The sequence below is a fragment of the Streptomyces siamensis genome, from assembly GCF_039543605.1.
GTDB classification, from domain to species: Bacteria; Actinomycetota; Actinomycetes; order Streptomycetales; family Streptomycetaceae; genus Streptomyces; species Streptomyces siamensis.
Genome location: NZ_BAABKB010000010.1, coordinates 73,889 through 96,207, shown reverse-complemented (window position 1 = coordinate 96,207; position 22,319 = coordinate 73,889). Strand labels below are relative to the sequence as shown.

At 72.4% G+C, this 22,319-nt stretch carries 18 protein-coding genes; all 18 read left to right on the top strand.

What is annotated here, in order from left to right:
• The first annotated feature begins 217 nt into the window (after positions 1 to 217).
• The 18 genes from ABEB03_RS16980 to ABEB03_RS16895 all read left to right on the top strand — a co-directional run bounded on the left by ABEB03_RS16980 (position 218) and on the right by ABEB03_RS16895 (position 22,318).
• Complete coding sequence (locus ABEB03_RS16980) at positions 218 to 628, top strand: hypothetical protein (protein WP_345648967.1); 411 nt, start codon at positions 218 to 220, stop codon at positions 626 to 628.
• A gap of 412 nt (positions 629 to 1,040) precedes the next feature.
• Complete coding sequence (locus tag ABEB03_RS16975; protein WP_345648963.1) at positions 1,041 to 2,375, top strand: OFA family MFS transporter; 1,335 nt, start codon at positions 1,041 to 1,043, stop codon at positions 2,373 to 2,375.
• Positions 2,341 to 2,478: an MFS transporter small subunit gene (locus ABEB03_RS16970; protein WP_199791429.1), complete on the top strand. Its 138-nt coding sequence runs from the start codon at positions 2,341 to 2,343 to the stop codon at positions 2,476 to 2,478. The genes ABEB03_RS16975 and ABEB03_RS16970 overlap by 35 nt, the downstream gene beginning before the upstream one ends.
• Before the next feature lie 184 nt (positions 2,479 to 2,662).
• Positions 2,663 to 3,601, top strand: a complete 939-nt coding sequence (locus ABEB03_RS16965) for a beta-ketoacyl-ACP synthase III (protein ID WP_095937683.1) — start codon at positions 2,663 to 2,665, stop codon at positions 3,599 to 3,601.
• A gap of 187 nt (positions 3,602 to 3,788) precedes the next feature.
• Positions 3,789 to 4,463, top strand: coding sequence for a GntR family transcriptional regulator (locus ABEB03_RS16960; protein ID WP_345649523.1), 675 nt, complete (start codon positions 3,789 to 3,791; stop codon positions 4,461 to 4,463).
• A 779-nt stretch (positions 4,464 to 5,242) separates the two neighbouring features.
• On the top strand, positions 5,243 to 6,424 hold the full coding sequence (locus tag ABEB03_RS16955; RefSeq protein WP_345648956.1) for an ROK family transcriptional regulator: 1,182 nt from the start codon (positions 5,243 to 5,245) through the stop codon (positions 6,422 to 6,424).
• Positions 6,425 to 6,570: 146 nt separating this feature from the next.
• Positions 6,571 to 8,082 (top strand): sugar ABC transporter ATP-binding protein, encoded by a 1,512-nt coding sequence (locus ABEB03_RS16950; protein ID WP_345648953.1) that lies wholly within the window; start codon positions 6,571 to 6,573, stop codon positions 8,080 to 8,082.
• Complete coding sequence (locus tag ABEB03_RS16945; RefSeq protein WP_028801782.1) at positions 8,079 to 9,101, top strand: ABC transporter permease; 1,023 nt, start codon at positions 8,079 to 8,081, stop codon at positions 9,099 to 9,101. The genes ABEB03_RS16950 and ABEB03_RS16945 overlap by 4 nt, the downstream gene beginning before the upstream one ends.
• 20 nt (positions 9,102 to 9,121) lie before the next feature.
• Positions 9,122 to 10,171: a substrate-binding domain-containing protein gene (locus ABEB03_RS16940; RefSeq protein ID WP_345648944.1), complete on the top strand. Its 1,050-nt coding sequence runs from the start codon at positions 9,122 to 9,124 to the stop codon at positions 10,169 to 10,171.
• A 79-nt stretch (positions 10,172 to 10,250) separates the two neighbouring features.
• Positions 10,251 to 11,468, top strand: a complete 1,218-nt coding sequence (locus ABEB03_RS16935; protein WP_345648941.1) for a Gfo/Idh/MocA family protein — start codon at positions 10,251 to 10,253, stop codon at positions 11,466 to 11,468.
• A 14-nt stretch (positions 11,469 to 11,482) separates the two neighbouring features.
• Positions 11,483 to 12,487 (top strand): sugar phosphate isomerase/epimerase family protein, encoded by a 1,005-nt coding sequence (locus ABEB03_RS16930; protein ID WP_345648938.1) that lies wholly within the window; start codon positions 11,483 to 11,485, stop codon positions 12,485 to 12,487.
• Positions 12,488 to 12,997: 510 nt separating this feature from the next.
• A complete protein-coding gene (locus tag ABEB03_RS16925) occupies positions 12,998 to 15,505 on the top strand; it encodes a PQQ-dependent sugar dehydrogenase (protein ID WP_425589252.1) in 2,508 nt (835 codons plus the stop codon).
• Between the two features lie 17 nt (positions 15,506 to 15,522).
• On the top strand, positions 15,523 to 16,881 hold the full coding sequence (locus tag ABEB03_RS16920; RefSeq protein WP_345648935.1) for a ThuA domain-containing protein: 1,359 nt from the start codon (positions 15,523 to 15,525) through the stop codon (positions 16,879 to 16,881).
• Positions 16,882 to 17,009: 128 nt separating this feature from the next.
• Positions 17,010 to 18,140, top strand: coding sequence for an inositol-3-phosphate synthase (locus tag ABEB03_RS16915; protein WP_345648932.1), 1,131 nt, complete (start codon positions 17,010 to 17,012; stop codon positions 18,138 to 18,140).
• A gap of 338 nt (positions 18,141 to 18,478) precedes the next feature.
• Positions 18,479 to 19,819 carry a UbiA family prenyltransferase gene (locus ABEB03_RS16910; RefSeq protein ID WP_345648928.1) on the top strand — a complete coding sequence of 447 codons (1,341 nt, stop codon included), beginning with the start codon at positions 18,479 to 18,481 and terminating at the stop codon, positions 19,817 to 19,819.
• Positions 19,816 to 20,727: a sugar phosphate isomerase/epimerase family protein gene (locus ABEB03_RS16905; protein ID WP_345648925.1), complete on the top strand. Its 912-nt coding sequence runs from the start codon at positions 19,816 to 19,818 to the stop codon at positions 20,725 to 20,727. The genes ABEB03_RS16910 and ABEB03_RS16905 overlap by 4 nt, the downstream gene beginning before the upstream one ends.
• Positions 20,724 to 21,470 carry an EboA domain-containing protein gene (locus ABEB03_RS16900; RefSeq protein ID WP_425589251.1) on the top strand — a complete coding sequence of 249 codons (747 nt, stop codon included), beginning with the start codon at positions 20,724 to 20,726 and terminating at the stop codon, positions 21,468 to 21,470. The genes ABEB03_RS16905 and ABEB03_RS16900 overlap by 4 nt, the downstream gene beginning before the upstream one ends.
• Positions 21,470 to 22,318 carry a TatD family hydrolase gene (locus tag ABEB03_RS16895; RefSeq protein WP_345648922.1) on the top strand — a complete coding sequence of 283 codons (849 nt, stop codon included), beginning with the start codon at positions 21,470 to 21,472 and terminating at the stop codon, positions 22,316 to 22,318. The genes ABEB03_RS16900 and ABEB03_RS16895 overlap by 1 nt, the downstream gene beginning before the upstream one ends.
• Position 22,319: the final 1 nt, after the last annotated feature.

Below are 22,319 nucleotides of genomic sequence, written 5' to 3'. Positions count from 1 at the left end.
TGGGGCAGCAAGACTTCGCGCAGCACCTGGGCAGGACTTGGCCGAGGGGCCAAGGGCGGGGCGGCCGGGCGTGGTTCGGAGGCGCGGTGCCGCGGCGAGCAGATCGCGACGTCCGGGGATGCCTTCGCCCTGGCGAAGGCGCGGGGTGCGGAACCGCCCCCATCTCAAGATCGTGACATCGCTTGGTGCCAGGTGCAGGGGACGGCACACTGTCCGGGTGCGATCACTGAGGGTCCTTGGAAGTGTCGCGGTGCTGCTGGCCGTGACGGGGTGCGGCGCCGCGGGCGCCCGGGCCGGCACCACCGACGTCGCGAGCCCGGTGCCGCGCGACGCCGCGACCGCGGGGCCCCACGAGGCCACGAGTCCGGCACCGCGTGACGCCACGAGCCCCGTACCCCGTGTGCCGGTGAAGACGCCCGAGTCGCAACCGTCCATGGATCCCGCCTCGATCACCGTCCTGGTCACCTTCGTCGGCGGTCCCGCCGACGGCCGTACGCGACCGCTGCCCCTCACGGTCGTGCGCGACGGGATCACCGTCCTCGGCACGCACTATGAGCCGGCGAGGACGACGCAACCGGAAGTGATCGACACCGCTGAGGGGCCGGCCCAGGTGTTCCGCCCCGGCTGAGCCGCCGTTCTGCCGCGCGCGTCCGCCCGCGACGGCGCGGGCGGCACCGCCGGGTCACGGGGCATCCCGCCGGCGGGCGGAGCGGACACGCCGCGGCGCGGACGCGGGCCGTCCGCGCTCGGGGCCGTCCGTCAAGGGCACTTCGCCCCGGAATCGGGGCACCGGCGCCATGCGCGAGGCGACGTCCCTCGCGAGCCGGCGTCCGCCGCGCGGCGTGCCGGTGGCCTTCCGCCGGCGGTGATCGGGCCCGCGTTCGCGGGGGAGCTAGGAAACGGGATCCGGCCGGGCGGAAGCCGTTCGTCCGGCGCGGACGACCGCTCGTCGCGCGTGGCATACCGCTCACCGCATACGGTCGACCGATTCACGCCGCGCGGGTTCCCAACTCCGGTACCGCTTTCTATCGTCCCGGATCATGAGTCCCCCTGTCGCACCGCCCGGTTGGAGCCGCTGGCTCGTCCCGCCCGCCGCACTGTCGGTCCACCTCTCCATCGGCCAGGCGTACGCCTGGAGCGTCTACAAGCCGCCGCTCGAATCCGCGCTCGGCCTCAGCGGCACCCAGAGCGCGCTCCCCTTCCAGCTCGGCATCGTCATGCTGGGCCTGTCGGCCGCGTTCGGCGGCACGCTGGTCGAGCGCAACGGGCCGCGCTGGGCCATGACGGTCGCCCTCGTCTGCTTCTCCTCCGGGTTCCTGATCTCGGCGCTGGGCGCCGCCACCGAGCAGTACTGGCTGATCGTGCTCGGCTACGGCTTCGTCGGCGGCATCGGCCTCGGCATCGGCTACATCTCGCCCGTCTCGACCCTGATCAAGTGGTTCCCGGACAGGCCCGGCATGGCCACCGGCATCGCCATCATGGGCTTCGGCGGCGGCGCGCTGATCGCCTCGCCGTGGTCCACGCAGATGCTCAAGTCGTTCGGCTCCGACTCCTCCGGGATCGCGCTCGCCTTCCTCGTGCACGGGCTGGCGTACGCCGTCTTCATGTCGCTCGGCGTCCTGCTGGTGCGGGTCCCGCGCGGTGAGAAGCCCGCCGCGTCCGGTCCGAGCGCGCTCGACGGTGTGCAGGTCTCGGCCCGCAACGCGGTGCGCACCCCGCAGTTCTGGTGCCTGTGGCTCGTGCTGTGCATGAACGTGACCGCCGGCATCGGCATCCTGGAGAAGGCCGCCCCGATGATCACGGACTTCTTCGCGGACACGTCCACCCCGGTGTCCGCGTCCGCGGCCGCGGGATTCGTCGCGCTGCTCTCGGCGGCGAACATGGCGGGCCGCATCGGCTGGTCCTCGACGTCCGACCTCATCGGGCGCAAGAACATCTACCGCCTCTACCTCGGCGTGGGAGCGCTGATGTACGCGCTCATCGCCTGGTTCGGGGACTCCTCCAAGCCGCTGTTCATCCTCTGTGCCCTGGTGATCCTCTCCTTCTACGGCGGCGGCTTCGCGACCGTCCCCGCCTACTTGAAGGATCTCTTCGGCACCTACCAGGTCGGGGCGATCCACGGCCGGCTGCTCACCGCGTGGTCCACGGCGGGTGTCCTCGGCCCGCTGATCGTCAACTGGATCGCGGACCGTCAGGAGGAGGCCGGCAAGCACGGCTCGTCGCTCTACGGCACCTCGTTCCTGATCATGATCGGGCTGCTGGCCGTCGGTTTCGTCGCCAACGAGCTGGTCCGCCCCGTGCACGCCCGCCATCACATCCCCGCACCGAGGGAGGCCGCCGATGACGACTCCGTCCAGCCCCAGCAGTCCGCCTAGCCGCCGCGCGCTGATCGCCCTCGCCTGGCTGTGGGTGGGGATCCCGTTCGGCTACGGGCTGTACGAACTGACCCAGAAGGCGACCCAGCTGTTCACGGGGTGAGCGCCGGACTCCCTTCTGCCCGGTGACCCTGTGTGGGGCTTGTCGGCACCGACGCTGTGCGGGAGTGCTGACAGAAGCCGACAAGCCTGGCGCCGCATTCCTGTGGCATCACCTGCCCTCGTACCCGTGAGTCACTGATCAGACTGGTGGATCCCGCTACCCAAGGCAACGAGGGGGACCACCCATGAACGGCTCACGGATCGCCGCCGTCGGCCACTACCAGCCCGCCAAGGTGCTCACCAACGAGGACCTGGCGGGCATGGTCGACACCAGCGACGAGTGGATCAGGAGCCGGGTGGGCATCCGCACACGCCATGTCGCGGGCCCCGACGAACCCGTCGACGAGCTGGCCGCGCACGCCGCGGCCAAGGCGCTCGCGGCGGCCGGCCTGACCCCCGGCGACATCGACCTGGTCCTCGTCGCCACGTCCACGGCCGTCGACCGCTCCCCGAACATGGCGGCCCGCGTCGCCGCCCGCCTCGGCGTGCCGTCCCCGGCCGCCATGGACGTGAACGTCGTCTGCGCCGGCTTCACGCACGCCCTCGCCACCGCCGACCACGCCGTGCGTGCCGGTGCCGCGACCCGGGCGCTGGTCATCGGCGCCGACAAGATGACCGACGTGACGGACTGGACCGACCGCACGACGTGCGTGCTGGTCGGGGACGGTGCCGGTGCCGCGGTCGTCGAGGCCTCCGACGAGGGCGGCATCGGGCCGGTGCTGTGGGGATCGGTGCCCGAGATGGGGCACGCGGTACGCATCGAGGGCACGCCCGCCCGGTTCGCCCAGGAGGGGCAGAGCGTCTACCGCTGGGCCACCACCCAGCTGCCGCCGATCGCCCGCAAGGCGTGCGAGCGGGCCGGTCTCGCCCCGCAGGACCTCGCCGGAGTCGTCCTGCACCAGGCGAACCTGCGCATCATCGAGCCCCTCGCCGAGAAGATCGGCGCCGTGAACGCGGTCGTCGCGCGCGACGTCACCGAATCCGGCAACACCTCCGCCGCGAGCATCCCCCTCGCCTTCTCCAAGCTCGTCGAACGCGGCGAGATCCGCAGCGGCGATCCCGTTCTGCTCTTCGGGTTCGGCGGAAACCTGTCGTACGCCGGGCAGGTCGTGCGCTGCCCCTGACGTGCACGTCCATCCCGGTGTGACGAGTCCAACTCCCGTTCTCCCTGGCCGTTGTGCGCCGTAGACTGTAGACGAAAGACAATTCATACTGGCTTTCCGGCGGCGTCGGCTCCCGAGCGGCTCCGGCCGACCGGTGGCACCGGCTTTCGGCTGCCGCACCCGCCGCTGCCTCAGGAGGGGGACCGTGATGTTGTCGACCGGACTGCCGCAAGGGTCCGTGCCCAAGCTGGAACGGCCCGGCCCGCTGCGCGACCGCGTCTACGAGGCGCTGCTCGAACTCATCACCACCCGTGCCCTCCAGCCGGGCCAGCACCTGGTCGAGAGCGAACTCGCCGGGCACCTCGGTGTCTCCCGCCAGCCGGTGCGCGAGGCGTTGCAGCGGCTGAACACCGAGGGGTGGGTCGACCTGCGCCCCGCCCAGGGCGCGTTCGTGCACGAACCGACGGAGGAGGAGGCCGACCAACTCCTCACCGTGCGTACGCTGCTGGAGGCCGAGGCGGCCCGCCTGGCCGCCGCCAACGCCGGGAGCGCGGGTATCGCCGTCCTGGAGGAGCTCTGCGCCGAGGGCGAGCGCGCGGTCTCCGCGGACGACGTGGACGGCGCGGTCGCGATGAACGCCCGTTTCCACGCGAAGGTGATGGAGCTGGCCGGCAACACCGTCCTCGCCGAGCTGGCCGCCCAGGTCGACCGGCGCGTCCGCTGGTACTACACACCGGTCGCCCGGCAGCGCGGCCGGCAGTCCTGGATCGAGCACCGTGACCTCATCGCGGCGATCGCCGACCGCGACGAACCGCGCGCCACTCAGGTCATGCGCGCGCACACGGAGCACACGCGCAAGACGTACCACGAGCGGGAGAAGTAGCCCCGCCCCCACGGAAGCCGCCCGGATCCGCTCGGCGCCCGCCCGGATCCCCTCGGCGCCCGCCCGGATCCGCTCGGCGCCGCCGGGGCGAGGTCCACGCCCTCGGGGCGGCCGCACCGCCCGGCCGCACCTCCGGCCCGGCCGGCACCGACAGCGGGGTGCCGCAGCCGGGGTGAGGCTCGCGTGGCGGTCGGCTGTGGCCCGTCCGGCCCCAACGGCCTTACGGCGCAGCCGAGGTGATGGCCTGCGCGACGGCGGGCTGTGTCAGGCACGGTCCGGGTCGTGATGGGTCACCGCCCGAAAAGCGGCTTGCTCCCGCCATGCGCTCATCGGCGCGCCCGGGGCACCCGTCCCCGTGGCATCCGGCTCCGATCCGCCCGGCCGCCTCAACAACCGTGCACTGCCGCTCTGCTGAAAACTGCCGGCGCACCCCCTGGCTTCCGCCCTGACGGTCCCGCGCCGCCCCGGGGGTGTTCCGCGCCGCGTCGCCCCCGTCCGGGTCGTCACACCAGGCAGCCCCCAACACCCCTGCCACCAGGCAGAGTTCCCCTGAACGCCCCCTGTCGGGCACCCCCCGGTGCCGGCCAGGGGGCGCGCCCTTGCGCTGTCGGCAGCCCTCGCTTTGTCCTGTCAGTGGAAAAAGTTGAGAGCAATTCGTGCGCGACTTCTTCCCACTCCCGGCAGCCACTGCTACGTTCCCCTCGAAAGCGAGACCGGCGAAGTTGGCCGGAACGCGACGGACGCAGGCCGATCGAGGCGGGGAGGGGCTCGTGAGACGTATGACGGCACGACCTGCCAACGCGCACCAGGCTCGCTTGTTGCGCCTGCTGCGTGACGGAGGGCCCAACTCCCGCGCCCAGCTCGGGGATCAGATCGACCTCTCCCGGTCGAAGCTGGCCGTCGAGGTGGAACGGCTCCTGGAGACCGGGCTCGTGGTCGCCGACGGACTCGCCGCATCCCGCGGTGGCCGCCGCTCCCACAACATCCGGCTCGCACCGGCACTGCGCTTCCTCGGTGTCGACATCGGCGCCACCTCGATCGACGTGGCCGTCACCAACGCCGAGCTGGAGGTCCTGGGCCACATCAACCAGCCCATGGACGTCCGCGAGGGCCCGGTCGCGGTCTTCGAGCAAGTCCTGTCCATGGCGGCCAAGTTGCGCGCCTCGGGGCTCGCGGAAGGGTTCGACGGCGCCGGCATCGGCGTCCCCGGACCGGTCCGCTTCCCCGAGGGTGTCCCGGTCGCCCCGCCGATCATGCCCGGCTGGGACGGCTTCCCGGTCCGCGAGGCACTCAGCCAGGAACTCGGCTGCCCGGTCATGGTCGACAACGACGTGAACCTGATGGCCATGGGGGAGCAGCACGCGGGCGTCGCACGCTCCGTGGGCGACTTCCTCTGCGTCAAGATCGGTACCGGCATCGGCTGCGGCATCGTCGTCGGCGGCGAGGTCCACCGCGGTACGACGGGCAGTGCCGGCGACATCGGCCACATCCAGGCCGTACCCGACGGCCGCCCGTGCGCCTGCGGCAACCGCGGTTGCCTGGAGGCGCACTTCAGCGGCGCAGCGCTCGCCCGCGACGCCGTCGAGGCGGCCCAACAGGGTCTCTCGGCGGAGCTCGCCGCACGGCTGGAGGCGAACGGCGCCCTGAGCGCCGTCGACGTCGCGGCCGCGGCCGCCGCGGGCGACGCCACCGCGCTCGACCTGATCCGCGAGGGCGGCAACCGCACCGGCCAGGTCATCGCCGGCCTGGTCAGCTTCTTCAACCCGGGCCTGGTGGTGATCGGCGGCGGGGTGACGGGTCTCGGCCACACCCTGCTCGCCGCGATCCGCACCCAGGTCTACCGCCAGTCGCTGCCCCTCGCGACCGGCAACCTCCCCATCGTCCTCGGGGAGTTGGGTCCCACCGCCGGAGTCATCGGCGCCGCCCGGCTCATCAGCGACCACCTGTTCTCACCCGCGTAGCCCACCACACCAGCACGCATCATCGGCCGCACCATCTGCACGTGTCACCAGTACAGCGCCCTGCTTCGCCCTGCCCTGCCTGAAAGCGCTTGCCCGCGCACGTCACGCCCTGAAACCGGTCCGCACGCCCGCCAAGGGGAACCGTCATGGCACCAGAACCACCGCTGCTCACCATGTCCGGCATCACCAAGTCGTTCCCCGGAGTCCGGGCCCTCGACGGAGTCGACCTCGACGTCCAGGCCGGCGAAGTGCACTGCCTGCTCGGCCAGAACGGTGCCGGGAAGTCCACCCTCATCAAGGTGCTGGCAGGCGCCCACCAGCCCGACGACGGCACCATCGGCTGGCGCGGCGCACCCGTCACCCTCAAGTCCCCGATCGCGGCCATGCGCCTCGGCATCGCCACCATCTACCAGGAACTCGACCTGGTGGAGGGCCTGTCGGTGGCCGAGAACGTCCACCTCGGGCACGAACCCACCAGCGCCGGCTTCGTCGTGCGGGGAAAGGCGGCACGGACGTCGACGGCCGCACTGCTCAAGCGACTCGGCCACCCGGAGATCGACCCGGCGCGGCTGGTCGGCGAGTTGTCGGCGGCACAGCAACAGATCGTCTCCATGGCCCGGGCCCTGTCCCACGACGTACGGCTCATCGTCATGGACGAACCGTCCGCCGCGCTCGACCCCGACGAGGTCGACAACCTCTTCCGCATCGTCGGCGACCTGACCGCGGAAGGCGTCGCCGTCGTCTACATCTCGCACCGTCTGGAGGAGATCCGCCGCATCGGCGACCGCGTGACCGTCCTGAAGGACGGACGTGCCGTGGCCGGCGGACTGCCCGCCAAGTCGACCCCGACCAGCGAGGTCGTGGCCCTGATGACGGGCCGCAACGTCGAGTACGTCTTCCCCGACCGGCCCTCCACGCGGCCCCCCGGCGACCCGGTCCTCACCGTCCAAGGGCTCGCCCGCGAGGGGGAGTTCGAATCGCTCGACCTCGATCTGCGCCCAGGCGAGATCGTCGGCCTGGCCGGACTCGTCGGCTCCGGACGCTCCGAGATCCTGGAGACGATCTACGGAGCCCGCAAGCCGACGGCCGGCCGGATCAGCGTCGACGGACGGCCCCTGCGTCCCGGCAGCGTGCGCGCGGCCGTCCGGGCCGGACTCGGTCTCGCCCCCGAGGAGCGCAAGGCACAGGCCCTGCTGATGCTGGAGTCCGTCACCCGCAACGTCTCGGTCTCCTCCATGTCCCGCTTCGCACACGGCGGCTGGATCGACCGGCGTGCCGAGCGCGGCGCGGCCCGGGCGGCGACCCGCGAACTGTCGCTACGTCCCGACAACCCCTCGGTGCCGGTGCGGACCCTCTCCGGCGGCAACCAGCAGAAGGCGGTCCTGGCGCGCTGGCTGCTGCGCGGCTGCCGCGTGCTGCTGCTGGACGAACCCACCCGGGGAGTCGACGTCGGAGCCCGCGCCGAGCTGTACGCGGTCATCCGCCGGCTCGCCGACGAAGGCCTCGCCGTCCTGCTGGTCTCCAGCGAAGTACCCGAGGTCCTGGGACTCGCCGACCGTGTGCTGGTGCTCCGCGAGGGACGCGTCGTGCACACGGCGCCCGCCCAGGAGCTCGACGAACACCGCGTACTCGACCTCGTCATGGAAGGGACATCATGACGCAGCCCGCGTCACCGCCCCGGCCCGGTGAAACCCTGAAGACATCGCCGCCCGACGGCATCGCATCATGGCGGACCCTCGCGGCCCGCGCCGACGTCCGCACCCTCTCGCTCCTCGGAGTGCTCGCCGCCCTGATCGTCATCGGCGGCATCACCAAGCCCGACGAGTTCCTCGACACCCGCAATCTCCAACTCGTCCTCACCCAGGCCTCCGTGATCGGCGTCGTCACCGTCGGCATGACCTTCGTGATCACCTCCGGCGGCATCGACCTGTCGGTCGGCGCGATCGTCGCGCTCTCCTCGGTCTGGGCGACGACCGTCGCCACCCAGGAGTACGGCTTCGCCGGCGTCCTGTTCACCGCGGTGCTCGTCGGCGTCGGCTGCGGTCTGGTCAACGGACTGCTCATCGCCTACGGCGCGATGGTCCCCTTCATCGCGACGCTCGCCATGCTCGCCTCGGCACGCGGTCTGGCCCTCCAGATCACGGACGGCAAGACGCAGATCGTCACCATCGACGGGATCCTGAAACTCGGCGAGCGCGACTCGTACGTGCTCGGCATACCGCCGCTGGTACTGGTCTTCGCCGTGGTCACCGTCATCGGCTGGCTGATCCTCAACCGCACCACCTTCGGGCGCCGCACGGTCGCCGTCGGCGGCAACGCGGAGGCGGCACGGCTCGCCGGCATCGACGTACGACGCCAGCGCCTGTACCTCTACCTGCTGTCCGGACTGTGCTGCGGCATCGCCGCGTTCCTGCTGATCATCCTGTCCGGGTCCGGCCAGAACACCAACGGCAACCTCTACGAACTCGACGCCATCGCGGCCGCGATCATCGGCGGCACGCTGCTCAGCGGAGGCCGCGGCACCATCACCGGCTCCGTGCTCGGCGTGCTGATCTTCACGACGATCACCAACATCTTCGCGCTGAACAACCTCCAGAGCGACGTCCAGCAGATCGCCAAGGGCGCGATCATCGTCGCCGCGGTCCTGGTCCAGCGGCGCACAGCCAGCACGACCTGACACGAGAAGGGTCCACCGCCATGCCAGAACCCACCCGGCACACCAGCCGCAGAGGACTTCTCTTCGGGACCGCCGCCGCCTCGGCCGGTGCCCTCCTCGTCGGTTGCACCAGCAACGACACCAAGGACGAGAAGCCCGCCGCGAACAGCCAGCCGGCCGCCGACGACAAGCCCGGCAAGCACGTCACCGTCGGCTTCGCCGGCCCGCAGGCCGACCACGGCTGGCTCAACGCCATCAACGACAACGCCAAGAGCCGGGCGAAGAAGTACTCGGACGTCACCCTGGAGATCACCGAGGGCTCCAACGACACCGCCGCGCAGATCGGCCAGATCGAGACATTGATCAACAAGAAGGTCGACGTCCTGGTCGTCCTGCCCGCCGACGGCAAGGCCCTCACCCAGGTCGGCCTCAAGGCGATGCGGGCGGGCATCCCCGTCATCAACCTCGACCGGATCTTCAACTCCCCGCAGGCGTACCGCTGCTGGATCGGCGGCGACAACTACGGCATGGGCCTCAACGCCGGCCACTACATCGGCGAGAAGCTCAAGGACAAGAAGGACGCCCGCGTCATCGAGCTCGCCGGGCTCGACAACCTGGAACTGACCAAACAGCGCACCCAGGGCTTCGACGCCGCCCTCAAGAACTACCCGAACATCAAGAAGGTCGCCCGGCAGGCCGCCGAGTTCACCGTCGAGTCCGGGCAGGCCAAGATGGCCCAGCTCCTCCAGGCCCAGTCCAAGTTCGACGCCCTGTGGAACCACGACGACGACCAGGGCGTGGGCGCGCTGCGCGCCATCAAGCAGGCCGGACGCGACGACTTCCTCATGGTCGGCGGAGCCGGGGCGCTCTCCGCCTTCCAGGCCATCGACGCCGACGACAGCGTGCTGAAGGCCACCGTCCTGTACCCGCCGACCATGGCCGCCTCCGCGATCGACCTCGCCCGCGCGCTCGGCCAGGGCAAGGGCATCGGCGGACTCGCCGAGTTCGAGATCCCCGCCTCGCTCGCGCTCTACTCGGCCGTCGTCGACAAGGACAACGTCAAGCAGTACATGGCCACCGGCTTCAAGTGAGGCGCCCAGCACCACGGGCCCGGCCCCCGGGCCGGGCCCCCACCCCCCACCGCGCCACGACGACGAGGAGGACATCCGCATGGGACAGCCGCACGAGCCCGACGAGGCAGGGACCGGGTCCGGAAAACCGGCCCTGGGCGTCGGCATGGTCGGATACGCGTTCATGGGCGCAGCCCACTCACAGGGCTGGCGCACCGTGGGCCGTGTCTTCGACCTGCCGCGCCGCCCGGTCCTCGCCGCCGTCTGCGGCCGTGACGAGCAGGCCGTGCGGGCCATGGCGGACCGGCACGGCTGGGCGGCGGCCGAGACCGACTGGCGCGCCCTGATCGCCCGGGACGACGTCGACCTCGTCGACATCTGCACCCCCGGCGACAGCCACGCCGAGATCGCCGTCGCCGCACTCGCCGCCGGTAAGCACGTGCTCTGCGAGAAGCCCCTCGCCAACACCGTCGAGGAGGCCGAGACGATGGCCGCCGCCGCGGCCGAGGCCCGCGAGCGCGGCCAGATGTCCATGGTCGGCTTCAACTACCGCCGGGTGCCCGCCACTTCGCTGGCCCGCTCGATGGTCGCGGAGGGACGGCTCGGCACCCTGCGGCACGTCCGGGTGACGTACCTTCAGGACTGGCTCGTGGACCCGCAGTTCCCACTCACCTGGCGACTGCGCAAGGAGTACGCCGGTTCGGGGGCGCTCGGCGACCTGGGCGCGCACATCGTGGACCTCGCCCAGTACCTCGCGGGGGAGCCGCTCGTCGGGGTCTCCGCGCTCACCGAGACCTTCGTACGGCAGCGCCCGCTGCCGGCCGCGGCCTCCAGCGGGCTGGCCGCCGTCACGGAGACGGGCGGCGTCGGCACCGTCACCGTCGACGACGCCGCCCTGTTCACCGCGCGCTTCGCCTCCGGTGCCCTCGCCTCCTTCGAGGCCTCCCGCTTCGCCACCGGGCGCAAGAACTCCCTGCGCATCGAACTCAACGGCGAACACGGCTCGCTGGCCTTCGACCTGGAACGGCTGAACGAACTCTCGTACCACGACCACACCGAACCCGGCACCCACGCGGGCTTCCGCCGCATCCTCGTCACCGAACCCGAACACCCCTACCTGGACGCCTGGTGGCCGCCCGGCCACGGCCTCGGCTACGAGCACACGTTCGTGCACCAGGCCCGCGACCTCGTGCACGCCATCGCCGCGGGCCGCCCCCCGGCCCCGTCCTTCGCCGACGGGCTGCAGGTGCAGCGTGTGCTCGCGGCGGTGGAGGAGAGCGCCGAGAAGAACTCCGTCTACACACCCATCGCGGTCTGAGGAGGCCCCCGGTCATGCCGCGCACGTTCACGCTCTTCACCGGCCAGTGGGCGGACCTGCCCCTCGAGGAGGTCTGCCGCCTCGCCCGCGAGTTCGGCTACGACGGTCTCGAACTCGCCTGCTGGGGAGACCACTTCGAGGTCGACAAGGCCCTCGCGGACCCGGCGTACATCGACTCCCGGCACGCGCTCCTCGACAAGTACGGCCTGAAGTGCTGGGCGATCTCCAACCACCTGGTGGGCCAGGCCGTCTGCGACGCCATCATCGACGAACGCCACCAGGCCATCCTGCCCGCCCGGATCTGGGGCGACGGTGAACCCGAGGGTGTGCGGCAGCGGGCCGCGGCCGAGATGGCCGACACCGCCCGGGCGGCCTCCGCCTTCGGCGTCGACACCGTGATCGGCTTCACCGGCTCCGCGATCTGGCATCTCGTCGCCATGTTCCCGCCCGCACCCGAGTCGATGATCGAGCGCGGCTACGAGGACTTCGCGACCCGCTGGAACCCCATCCTCGACGTGTTCGACGCACAGGGCGTGCGGTTCGCGCACGAGGTCCACCCCAGCGAGATCGCCTACGACTACTGGACCACCCACAAGGCCCTGGCCGCCGTCGGCAACCGGCCGGCCTTCGGCCTGAACTTCGATCCCTCCCACTTCGTGTGGCAGGACCTCGACCCGGTCGGCTTCCTCTACGACTTCCGCGACCGGATCTACCACGTCGACTGCAAGGAGGCCCGCAAACGGCTCGACGGACGCAACGGCCGTCTCGGCTCGCACCTGCCCTGGGGAGACCCGCGGCGCGGCTGGGACTTCGTGTCCGCCGGGCACGGGGACGTCCCCTGGGAGGACGTCTTCCGGATGCTGCGCTCCATCGACTACGCCGGCCCCGTCTCGGTCGAGTGGGAGGACGCCGGAATGGACCGGCTCCAGGGCGCACCCGAAGCCCTGGCGCGCCTCAAGGCGTACGACTTCGAGCCGCCGTCGGCCTCGTTCGACGCGGCGTTCGGCGGCAACGACTAGCCGCGCCGGCCCGCGCGGGGCCGGTACGACCAGGCCGCACCGGCCCGTCACGGGCCGACGTGACCGGTTCGCACCGGCCCACGGCGGACCGGTGTGAACGACCAGGCCGCACGGCCCACGGCGGACGGTGTGACCAGGCCCGCACCGGCCCACAGCGGACGGTACGACCAGGCCCGCACCGGCCCGCCACGGGTCGACCCGGCCGCATCGCACCGGCCCGCACGGGCCGAGGTGAGCAGGCTCGTCCCGGGCCCGGACCGGCCGGGAACGGCCAGGCATTCCGGCCCGCACGGGCCGGAGCGAACGGCCGCACCGGCCCCGCGCGGACCGGAGAAGAGCAGGCCGTTCCGGCCCCGCCAGGGACCGGAGCGCCAGGCCCGGCCCGGACCCGGACGGTCCGGCTGCGGGCCGACCGGCCCCGCACGGGGCCGCCCAGAGAGTTCCGGGGTGACGGCGCACCCCGGCGTCCCGCACACACCCGTACGACCGGCCCCTTCATGGAGGCATTTCGTGCACCCGAACGTCCGAAACAGGAAGAACACACGCACCAGAGCGAACAAGAGCCACTCAAGGCGTCCCAGACTGCGCGGGACGCTCGCCCTGCTGAGCGGCGCGCTCCTCGCCGCCGCCTCCCTCACGCTCACGACACCCCCGGCCGGCGCAGCCGTCGCCGACGCGGGGACCGCCGCCGAGGACTTCCAGCAAGTCACCCTCGCCAAGGGCGAGCCCGAGGTCGGCGAACCGATGTCCCTCGCCGTCCTCCCGGACCGCTCCGTCCTGCACACCTCGCGCGACGGCGAACTCCGCCTCACCGACGCGGCGGGCAACACCAAGATCGCGGGCAAGCTCGACGTGTACAGCCACGACGAGGAAGGCCTCCAGGGCGTCGGCATCGACCCCGGCTTCAGCGACAACCGCTTCATCTACCTCTACTACGCCCCGCCCCTGGACACGCCCGCCGGCGACGCCCCGGAGACCGGCACGGCCGCGGACTTCGCCCCCTTCGACGGCGTCAACCGTCTCTCGCGCTTCGTCCTCAAGACCGACGGAACCCTCGACTCGGCCAGCGAGAAGAAGATCCTCGACGTCCAGACCTCCCGCGGCATCTGCTGCCACGTCGGCGGCGACATCGACTTCGACGCGGCCGGCAACCTCTACCTGTCGACCGGCGACGACTCCAACCCCTTCCAGTCGGACGGCTTCACGCCCATCGACGAGCGTGCCGACCGCAACCCCGCGTTCGACGCCCAGCGCTCGGCCGGCAACACCAACGACCTGCGCGGCAAGATCCTGCGCATCAAGGTGAACGCCGACGGCTCCTACTCCATCCCCGAGGGCAATCTCTTCGCGCCGGGCACGGACAAGACGCGCCCCGAGATCTACGCGATGGGCTTCCGCAACCCGTTCCGCTTCAGCGTCGACAAGAAGACGGGCATCGTCTACGTCGGTGACTACGGCCCGGACGCGGGCGCGGCCGACCCGGCGCGCGGACCCGGCGGACAGGTCGAGTTCGCACGGGTCACCGAGGCCGGCAACTTCGGCTGGCCCTACTGCACCGGCAAGAACGACGCCTACGTCGACTACGACTTCGGGACCAAGGCCTCCGGCGCTGCGTTCGACTGCGCCGCACCGAAGAACAACTCGCCCCACAACACCGGCCTCACCGACCTGCCCCCGGCGCAGCCCGCCTGGATCCCGTACGACGGCGCGTCCGTCCCGGAGTTCGGCAGCGGCTCGGAGTCCCCGATGGGCGGCCCGGTCTACCACTACGACGCCTCGCTCGACTCGCCCGTGAAGTTCCCCGAGGCCTACGACGGCAACTTCTTCGCCGGTGAGTTCGGCCGCCGCTGGATCAAGCGGATCGTCGAGGACGGCAACGGCACCGTGCAGTCCATCAACGACGTGCCGTGGACCGGCACCCAGGTGATGGACATGGCGTTCGGACCCGACGGCGCCCTGTACGTCCTGGACTACGGCACCGCCTGGTTCGGCGGCGACGAGAACTCCGGCCTCTACCGCATAGAGAACGCCACCGACGGACACTCGCCCGTGGCGCAGGCCGCGGCCGACCGCACCTCCGGCCAGGCCAAGCTCAAGGTGAGCTTCTCCTCGGCCGGTTCGACGGACGCCGACGGCGACGCCCTCACCTACAGCTGGGACTTCGGCGACGGCGGCAAGTCCACCGCCGCGAACCCGACGCACAAGTACACGAAGAACGGCACCTACACGGCGACCGTGACCGCCAAGGACCCGGGCGGACGCACCGGAAGCGCGAGCGTGCAGATCGTCGTCGGCAACACCGCGCCCAAGGTGACGGTGGAACTGCCGCGCGACGGCCAGCTGTTCAGCTTCGGCGACCCCGTGCCGTTCAAGGTGAAGGTCACCGACCCCGAGGACGGCACCACGATCGACTGCTCCAAGGTGAAGGTCACCTTCATCCTCGGCCACGACAGCCACGGTCACCCGCTCACCTCGGCGAACGGCTGCTCCGGCACCCTCCAGACCAGCGCCGACGGCGGCCATGACGAGGACGCCAACATCTTCGGAGTCCTCGACGCCGAGTACACCGACGGAGGAGGCGGCGGCCAGGCCCCGCTGACCACCCACGACCGCAACGTGCTCCAGCCCAGGCACCGTCAGGCCGAGCACTACAACGACTTCTCCGGTGTCACCCTCCAGTCGAAGACCAGCGCCCACGGCGGTCGCACGGTCGGCGACATCAACAACGGCGACTGGATCTCCTTCACCCCGTACGTCCTCGACAACGCCACCAAGATCACGGCACGTGTCTCGTCCGCCGGATCGGGCGGCACCCTGCAGGTCCGCGCGGGCTCCCCGACCGGCCGGCTCCTGGGCAGCGCGACCGTGCCCGTGACCGGCAGCTGGGACACCTTCCAGGACGTCACCGCGAACCTCGCGGGCGCACCACGCGGCACCACCACGCTGTACCTCGTCTTCAAGGGGAGCGGCACCGGCGCGCTCTACGACGTGGACGACTTCACCTTCACGACGAGCTGACGGAAGGGGTGACGGTCATGCGCGCATCCGCACGGATGCTGACCGCGGGCGCCGCTGCCGCCCTGCTGCTCGGCTGTGTGTCGGGACCCGCCGCGTCCAAGGGCGCGGACGCGAAACGAGTCCTCGTCTTCTCCAAGACGGCGGGCTTCCGGCACGACTCGATCCCCGAGGGGATCGCGGCCGTACGCGAACTGGGCACGGAGGGCGGCTTCGCCGTCGACGCCACCGAGGACGCGGGAGCCTTCACCGCCCGCAACCTCGCCCGGTACGACGCCGTGGTGTTCCTGTCCACGACGGGCGACGTCCTCGACGGCCCCCAGCAGAGCGCCTTCGAGAAGTACATCAAGAAGGGCGGCGGTTACGTGGGCATCCACGCGGCCGCCGACACCGAGTACGACTGGGCCTTCTACGGCGGCCTCGCGGGCGCCTACTTCCAGTCGCACCCGGCGATCCAGCCGGCGACGGTGAACGTCGAGGACCGGGCGCACCCGGCCACCTCGGAGCTGCCGCAGGCCTGGGACCGCACCGACGAGTGGTACAACTACCGCTCCGATCCGCGCGACCGGGCGCACATCCTGGCCTCGCTCGACGAGTCGTCGTACACCGGCGGCACGATGAACGGCGACCATCCGATCGCCTGGTGCCAGGAGTACCAGGGCGGCCGCGCCTTCTACACCGGCGGCGGTCACACCAAGGAGTCGTACGCCGAACCCGCCTTCCGCCACCACCTGCTGGGCGGAATCCGCTACGCCATCGGGGCCGCACAGGCCGACTGCCGCCCGGAGAACGGCTACCGGCCGCTCTTCGACGGCACGGCCGACTCCCTGTCGGCGTGGAAACAGGCGGGACCGGGCTCCTTCTCCCTCTCGGACGACGGCACACTCACGTCGTCCGGAGGGCTGGGGATGCTCTGGTACGCCGGGTCCGCGTTCCGGTCCTACTCGCTGAAACTGGACTGGAAGGTGGCCGGGGACGACAACTCCGGTGTCTTCGTGGGCTTCCCGGCCTCCGACGACCCGTGGTCCGCCGTCGACAACGGCTACGAGGTCCAGATCGACGCGACCGACGCCCCCGACCGCACCACCGGGGCCGTGTACAGCTTCCAGTCCGCCGATCTCGGCAAGCGCGACCGCGCGCTGAACCCGCCGGGGGAGTGGAACACGTACGAGATCCGCGTCGAGGGCGAACGGCTCCGGGTCTGGCTCAACGGCGTCAAGATCAACGATTTCACCAACACCGATCCGGTACGGAGCCTGCGCGACGGGCACGTCGGCATCCAGAACCACGGAGCCGACGACCAGGTGTCCTTCCGTGACGTACGGATCAAGGAACTGCCCACGAAGTCCTCCGCACAAGGGGCTTCGCCGGGCGACTGAGCGGCGGCGGGCGGGAGACGCCGTACTCCCGCCCGCCGTCCCCCATCGGCTTCTACCGGTCCTCCCGGCCCTGTCCGTTCCCGGGATCTCCGGCTTCTTCCGGCTGACGTACGACAAGGAGGCTGCCCATGTCCGCGTCCCTTTCCGCCCCACGGGTGGGGGTGTGGCTGGTCGGAGCTCGCGGCTCCGTCGCCACCACCGTCATCGCGGGCTGCGCCGCCGTGACCGCCGGCCTGCACGCCCCCACGGGCATGGTCACCGAGACCGACGTCTTCACCGGCAGCGGCCTGCCCGCCCTGTCGTCCCTCGTGTTCGGCGGCCACGACACGGTGGACTGTCCGCTCCCGAAGCGGGCGGAGGCCCTCGCCGCCGGAGGTGTGCTCCCGCACGGCCTGCCCTCGGCGATCGCCGCCGAACTGGAGGCGGCCGACCGGGAGATCCGCCCGGGCGGCCCCACCCCCGGCGACACCCGCGCACCGGACGAGCTCATCGACGCCTTCGCCGCGGACCTGCGGGACTTCGTGCGCCGCCGCGGCCTGGACCGGGCGGTGGTGGTGAACGTGGCCTCCACGGAGCCCGTACGACCGGGTGCCATGCCGCCGAGCTCGCTGTACGCGGCGGCAGCCCTGCGGGCCGGCTGCCCGTACGTGAACTTCACCCCCTCCACCGGCCTGCACCACCCGGAGCTGACGGCGCCGGCCGAGTCCAGCGGACTGCCGTACGCGGGCCGTGACGGCAAGACCGGCCAGACGCTGCTGCGCTCGGTGCTCGGCCCGATGTTCGCCCAGCGCGCGCTGTCGGTCCGTGCCTGGTCCGGCACGAACCTCCTGGGCGGAGGCGACGGAGCGGCCCTCGCCGACCCGGCCGCCGCCGCGGCCAAGAACGCCGGCAAGGAGCGGGTGCTCGCGGACACCCTCGGTGCGGCCCCCGACGGCGAGACCCACATCGACGACGTCCCCGTCCTCGGTGACTGGAAGACCGCCTGGGACCACATCGCCTTCGACGGCTTCCTCGGCACCCGGATGGTCCTCCAGACCACCTGGCAGGGCTGCGACTCGGCGCTCGCGGCGCCCCTGGTCCTCGACCTGGCCCGCATCACGGCCCGCGCGCACGAGGCCGGCCTCTCCGGCCCGCTGAGCGAACTCGGCTTCTACTTCAAGGACCCGGTCGGCGACGGCCCTTCGTCCCTGGGCGAGCAGTACGCGGCCCTGGCCGACCTCGCCACCCGCCTCCGCCCGCTCCCCGAGGAGACCCGGTGAACCTCCGCGCACTCGGAACACGGCGGTCGCCCCGATGCCATGGGCCGGCCGAGACGGCTCAGCGGGGCGAAGGGTTCCAGTCGGCAGGCCGGTCGCCGTCGGCAGGTGAGTCCCGGACGGGAGAGGCCTCCCGGTCAGCGGGCGAGTCCCGGTCGGCCGGGCGGAGCCGCTCGGCAGAGGATGACCCGGAGGCGGGGGATGGCCGAGAGGCCGCCCGCGCCCGAGAGGCCGGCGATGGCCGAGGGGCCGGCGACGGCCGACAGGAACGGGCGGGCACGCGGCCCGGCGGAGCCCGGCCGGAGGGGCCCGACCAGGCGCGGCCGAGCGGGCGCGCGCGGGTGCGTGCCTGGGCCGAACTGCTGCGTCTGCCCGCCCTGTTCACCGTGCCCGGCGACGCCCTCGCGGGCGCCGCCGCCATCGGCGCCCGCCCGAACTCCCGCACCCTGCTCGCCATCGGGTCCTCCGTCTGCCTGTACGAGGCGGGCATGGCCCTCAACGACTGGGCCGACCGCGCCGAGGACGCCGTGGAACGCCCGCACCGCCCGCTGCCCTCCGGCCGCGTACGCCCGGCCGCGGCACTCGCCGCGGCAGGAGTCCTGACGGCCGCGGGGCTCGCCCTGGCGTCCCGCGCGGGCCGTCCCTCCCTCGCGGTCGCCGCTCCTCTCGCGGCCACCGTCTGGGCCTACGACCTCTTCCTCAAACGCACCCCCGCCGGGCCCGCAGCGATGGCCGCCGCCCGCGGACTGGACGTCCTCCTCGGGGCGTCGGCGACCGCCGGACCGGCCGAATCCGCCGGACCGACCGGCCCCGCCCGACGAACCGCGACGGCGGGACCGGCCGGACCGGGGAAACCGGCCAGAACCGCCGGACCTGCCGGACCCGCTGGACGAACGGGACTGGCCGGGCTGGCCGGGCTGAGCCAACTTGTCGGACCCGCCGGACACGCCGGACTCGCCGGACTCACCGGACTCGCCGGACCCGTCGGACCCGTCGGACCGACCGGACACGCCACACGAACCGGACTGACGGGACTGACGGGACTGGCCGGACTGAGCAAACTGGCGGGACTCGCCGGACCCGCCGGACGATCCGGACCGTCCGGTCCCGTCGGCCCGGCCGACCGCGGGACCCGAGGAGGCGCACTGCCCGGCCGGACGCCCGGCGTCACGCGCGGCGCCGTCGGCCGCCGCTCCACCGCGGCCCGTCGCGCCGTCCCCTCCGCCCTCGCCCTGGCCACCCACACGTTCGCCGTGACGACGGTGTCCCGCGGGGAGACACAAGGGGGTTCGCCGGTGGCACCGCTCGCCGCGTTGGCCACGACGGGCGCGCTGGCCTGGAGCCTGACGAGCCGCCCGGCTCCCGGAACGGGACGAGCAGGCGGTGGCCAGGGCCCGGCGGGGGCGACGCCGTGGCCCGCCGGAGCGGTGTCCGCCCCGACGGACACCCTGCGCACGGCCCTCGCCCTCGCCTACGCGGCGACGTCGGCCCGCCCTCTCCTCCACGCCGCCCTGAACCCTTCACCCCCGCTCGTCCAACGAGCCGTCGGCGGGGGCATCCGCGCCATGATCCCGCTCCAGGCCACCCTCGCCGCCCGCGCGGGCGCGCCCGTCACCGCGCTGCTGACCGCGGCCCTCGCACCGGCGGCCCGCAGGTTCGCGAGGAAGGTGAGCGTCACATGACATCGAGCCCCGGCCCGGCCGGCACCCCCGCCGCCCCCGCCCTCCGCTTCGGCTACGGCACCAACGGCCTCGCCGACCTCCGTCTCGACGACGCCCTCGCACTCCTCGCCGACCTGGGCTACGACGGCGTGGGCCTGACCCTCGACCACATGCATCTCGACCCGCTCGCCCCGGACCTGGCCGCCCGCACCGCGCGCGTGGCCCGCACCCTCGCGGCGCACGGCCTGTCCGTCACCGTCGAGACCGGCGCGCGCTACGTCCTCGACCCACGGCGCAAACACGGGCCCTCGCTCCTCGATCCGGACCCGGACGACCGCGCACGCCGGGTCGACCTGCTCCTGCGGGCGGTGCGCGTCGCCGCCGACCTCGGCGCCCACGCCGTGCACTGCTTCAGCGGCGTCACCCCGTCCGGCACGGACGAGGACACCGCCTGGAAGCGCCTCGCCGAAGCACTCGCCCCAGTCGTCGAGACGGCCGGCCGCGCGGGTGTGCCGCTCGCCGTCGAACCCGAACCCGGTCATCTGCTCTCCTCCCTCACCGACTTCCACCGGCTGCGCGACGCGCTCGGCGACCCGGCCGCCCTCGGACTCACCCTCGACATCGGCCACTGCCAGTGCCTCGAACCCCTCCCACCCGCCGACTGCGTGCGCGCCGCAGCCCCGTGGCTGCGCCACGTCCAGATCGAGGACATGCGCCGCGGCGTCCATGAACACCTCCCCTTCGGAGACGGGGAGATCGACTTCCCGACCGTGCTCGAAGCACTGGCCGCCACCGGCTACCAAGGCCTGACCGTCGTCGAACTGCCCCGCCACTCCCACGCGGGCCCGCACTTCGCCGCGCAGTCCCTCCCGTTCCTCCACCGCGCGGCCCGGGCGATCCCCGAGAGCCCCGAAGGGAGAACTCCGTGAACCACCCGAACCGCACCCAGGACGGCCGGTCCGGCCCGCACGCCCGGGACACCCGCCCGGGGCGAGGCGCCCCCGCCGCCCTGACCGCCCTGCACGCCCGCCTCGACAGCCGCCTGCGCCCGGACGCCCGCGCCTGGTTCGACCGTGCCCTCGGCGAAGCCGCGGACCACCCCGGCACCCACGGCCCCATCTCCACCTGGGAGCTGCGGATAGCCGAGGCCGGACGCCGGTGCGGGCCCGAGCACTCGGACGACGCCCGCGTGCTCCTGCTGTACGCGGCCCGCGCCGACCCGGACGCCCTCACGCGCGTCTACCGGCAGGGCACCGCCGCCGAACGCCTCGCCGTCCTGCACGTGCTGCCCCATCTCGTGGACGGCCCCGACACGCTGCCCCTCGTCGAGGACGCCCTGCGCACCAACGACACCCGGCTGCTCGCGGCGGCCGTCGGCCCGTACGCAGCACGGCATCTGCCCGCACACCACTGGCGCCATGCCGTCCTCAAGTGCCTGTTCACCGGCGTACCCGTCGACGAGGTCGCGGACCTGGCCCGGCGTGCCCGCGCCGACACCGAACTGGCCCGCATGCTCGGCGACTACGCCGACGAACGCACCGCCGCGGGCCGTCCCGTGCCCGAAGACCTGTACCGCGTCCTGGCCCTGACCGAGCCCACGGCAACCCCCACCGGCACGTCCCGAGGCCCCGGCGCCTCCGGTGCGACCGGCACGTCCGGCAAGGAGTCCTGATGCGCATCTTCGACCCCCACATCCACATGACGTCACGGACCACCGACGACTACGAGGCGATGCACGCGGCGGGTGTCCGCGCCGTGGTCGAGCCCGCCTTCTGGCTCGGCCAGCCCCGCACCTCACCGGCCTCCTTCCTCGACTACTTCGACTCGCTCCTCGGCTGGGAGCCCTTCCGCGCGGCCCAGTACGGCATCGCCCACCACTGCACCATCGCCCTCAACCCCAAGGAGGCGAACGATCCCCGCTGCGTCCCCGTCCTCGACGAACTGCCCCGCTATCTCGTCAAGGACCAGGTCGTGGCCGTGGGCGAGATCGGCTACGACTCGATGACCCCGGCGGAGGACACCGCGCTCGCGGCACAGCTCCAGCTCGCCGCCGACCACGAGCTGCCCGCACTCGTCCACACCCCGCACCGCGACAAGCTGGCCGGCCTGCGCCGCACCCTGGACGCCGTCCGCGAGTCCGCCCTGCCGGTGGACCGGGTCCTCGTCGACCACCTCAACGAGACCACCGTCAAGGAGGCCAAGGACAGCGGCTGCTGGCTGGGCTTCTCCGTCTATCCCGACACCAAGATGGACGAGGAACGGATGGTCGCCGTCCTGCGCGCCTACGGCCCGGAGAAGGTGCTCGTCAACTCGGCCGCGGACTGGGGGAGAAGCGATCCCCTCAAGACCCGCCGGGTCGGCGAGGCCCTGCTGTGGGCCGGATTCGACGACGACGACGTGGACCGCGTGCTGTGGCGCAACCCGGTCGCCTTCTACGGGCTCAGCGGGCGGCTGTCCCTCGACGTGACCGCCGCGGACGCCACCCACGAAGGCAACTCCATCCTCCGCGGCGGGGAGTGAC

Bases quoted from the DNA above. Each gene is read 5' to 3' on its own strand.
- ABEB03_RS16905 (WP_345648925.1), top strand. From the start codon at position 19,816: ATGACATCGAGCCCCGGCCCGGCCGGCACCCCCGCCGCCCCCGCCCTC.
- ABEB03_RS16915 (WP_345648932.1), top strand. From the start codon at position 17,010: ATGTCCGCGTCCCTTTCCGCCCCACGGGTGGGGGTGTGGCTGGTCGGA.
- ABEB03_RS16970 (WP_199791429.1), top strand. From the start codon at position 2,341: ATGACGACTCCGTCCAGCCCCAGCAGTCCGCCTAGCCGCCGCGCGCTG.
- ABEB03_RS16965 (WP_095937683.1), top strand. From the start codon at position 2,663: ATGAACGGCTCACGGATCGCCGCCGTCGGCCACTACCAGCCCGCCAAG.
- ABEB03_RS16935 (WP_345648941.1), top strand. From the start codon at position 10,251: ATGGGACAGCCGCACGAGCCCGACGAGGCAGGGACCGGGTCCGGAAAA.
- ABEB03_RS16960 (WP_345649523.1), top strand. From the start codon at position 3,789: ATGTTGTCGACCGGACTGCCGCAAGGGTCCGTGCCCAAGCTGGAACGG.
- ABEB03_RS16950 (WP_345648953.1), top strand. From the start codon at position 6,571: ATGGCACCAGAACCACCGCTGCTCACCATGTCCGGCATCACCAAGTCG.
- ABEB03_RS16930 (WP_345648938.1), top strand. From the start codon at position 11,483: ATGCCGCGCACGTTCACGCTCTTCACCGGCCAGTGGGCGGACCTGCCC.
- ABEB03_RS16920 (WP_345648935.1), top strand. From the start codon at position 15,523: ATGCGCGCATCCGCACGGATGCTGACCGCGGGCGCCGCTGCCGCCCTG.
- ABEB03_RS16940 (WP_345648944.1), top strand. From the start codon at position 9,122: ATGCCAGAACCCACCCGGCACACCAGCCGCAGAGGACTTCTCTTCGGG.
- ABEB03_RS16955 (WP_345648956.1), top strand. From the start codon at position 5,243: ATGACGGCACGACCTGCCAACGCGCACCAGGCTCGCTTGTTGCGCCTG.
- ABEB03_RS16975 (WP_345648963.1), top strand. From the start codon at position 1,041: ATGAGTCCCCCTGTCGCACCGCCCGGTTGGAGCCGCTGGCTCGTCCCG.
- ABEB03_RS16895 (WP_345648922.1), top strand. From the start codon at position 21,470: ATGCGCATCTTCGACCCCCACATCCACATGACGTCACGGACCACCGAC.
- ABEB03_RS16945 (WP_028801782.1), top strand. From the start codon at position 8,079: ATGACGCAGCCCGCGTCACCGCCCCGGCCCGGTGAAACCCTGAAGACA.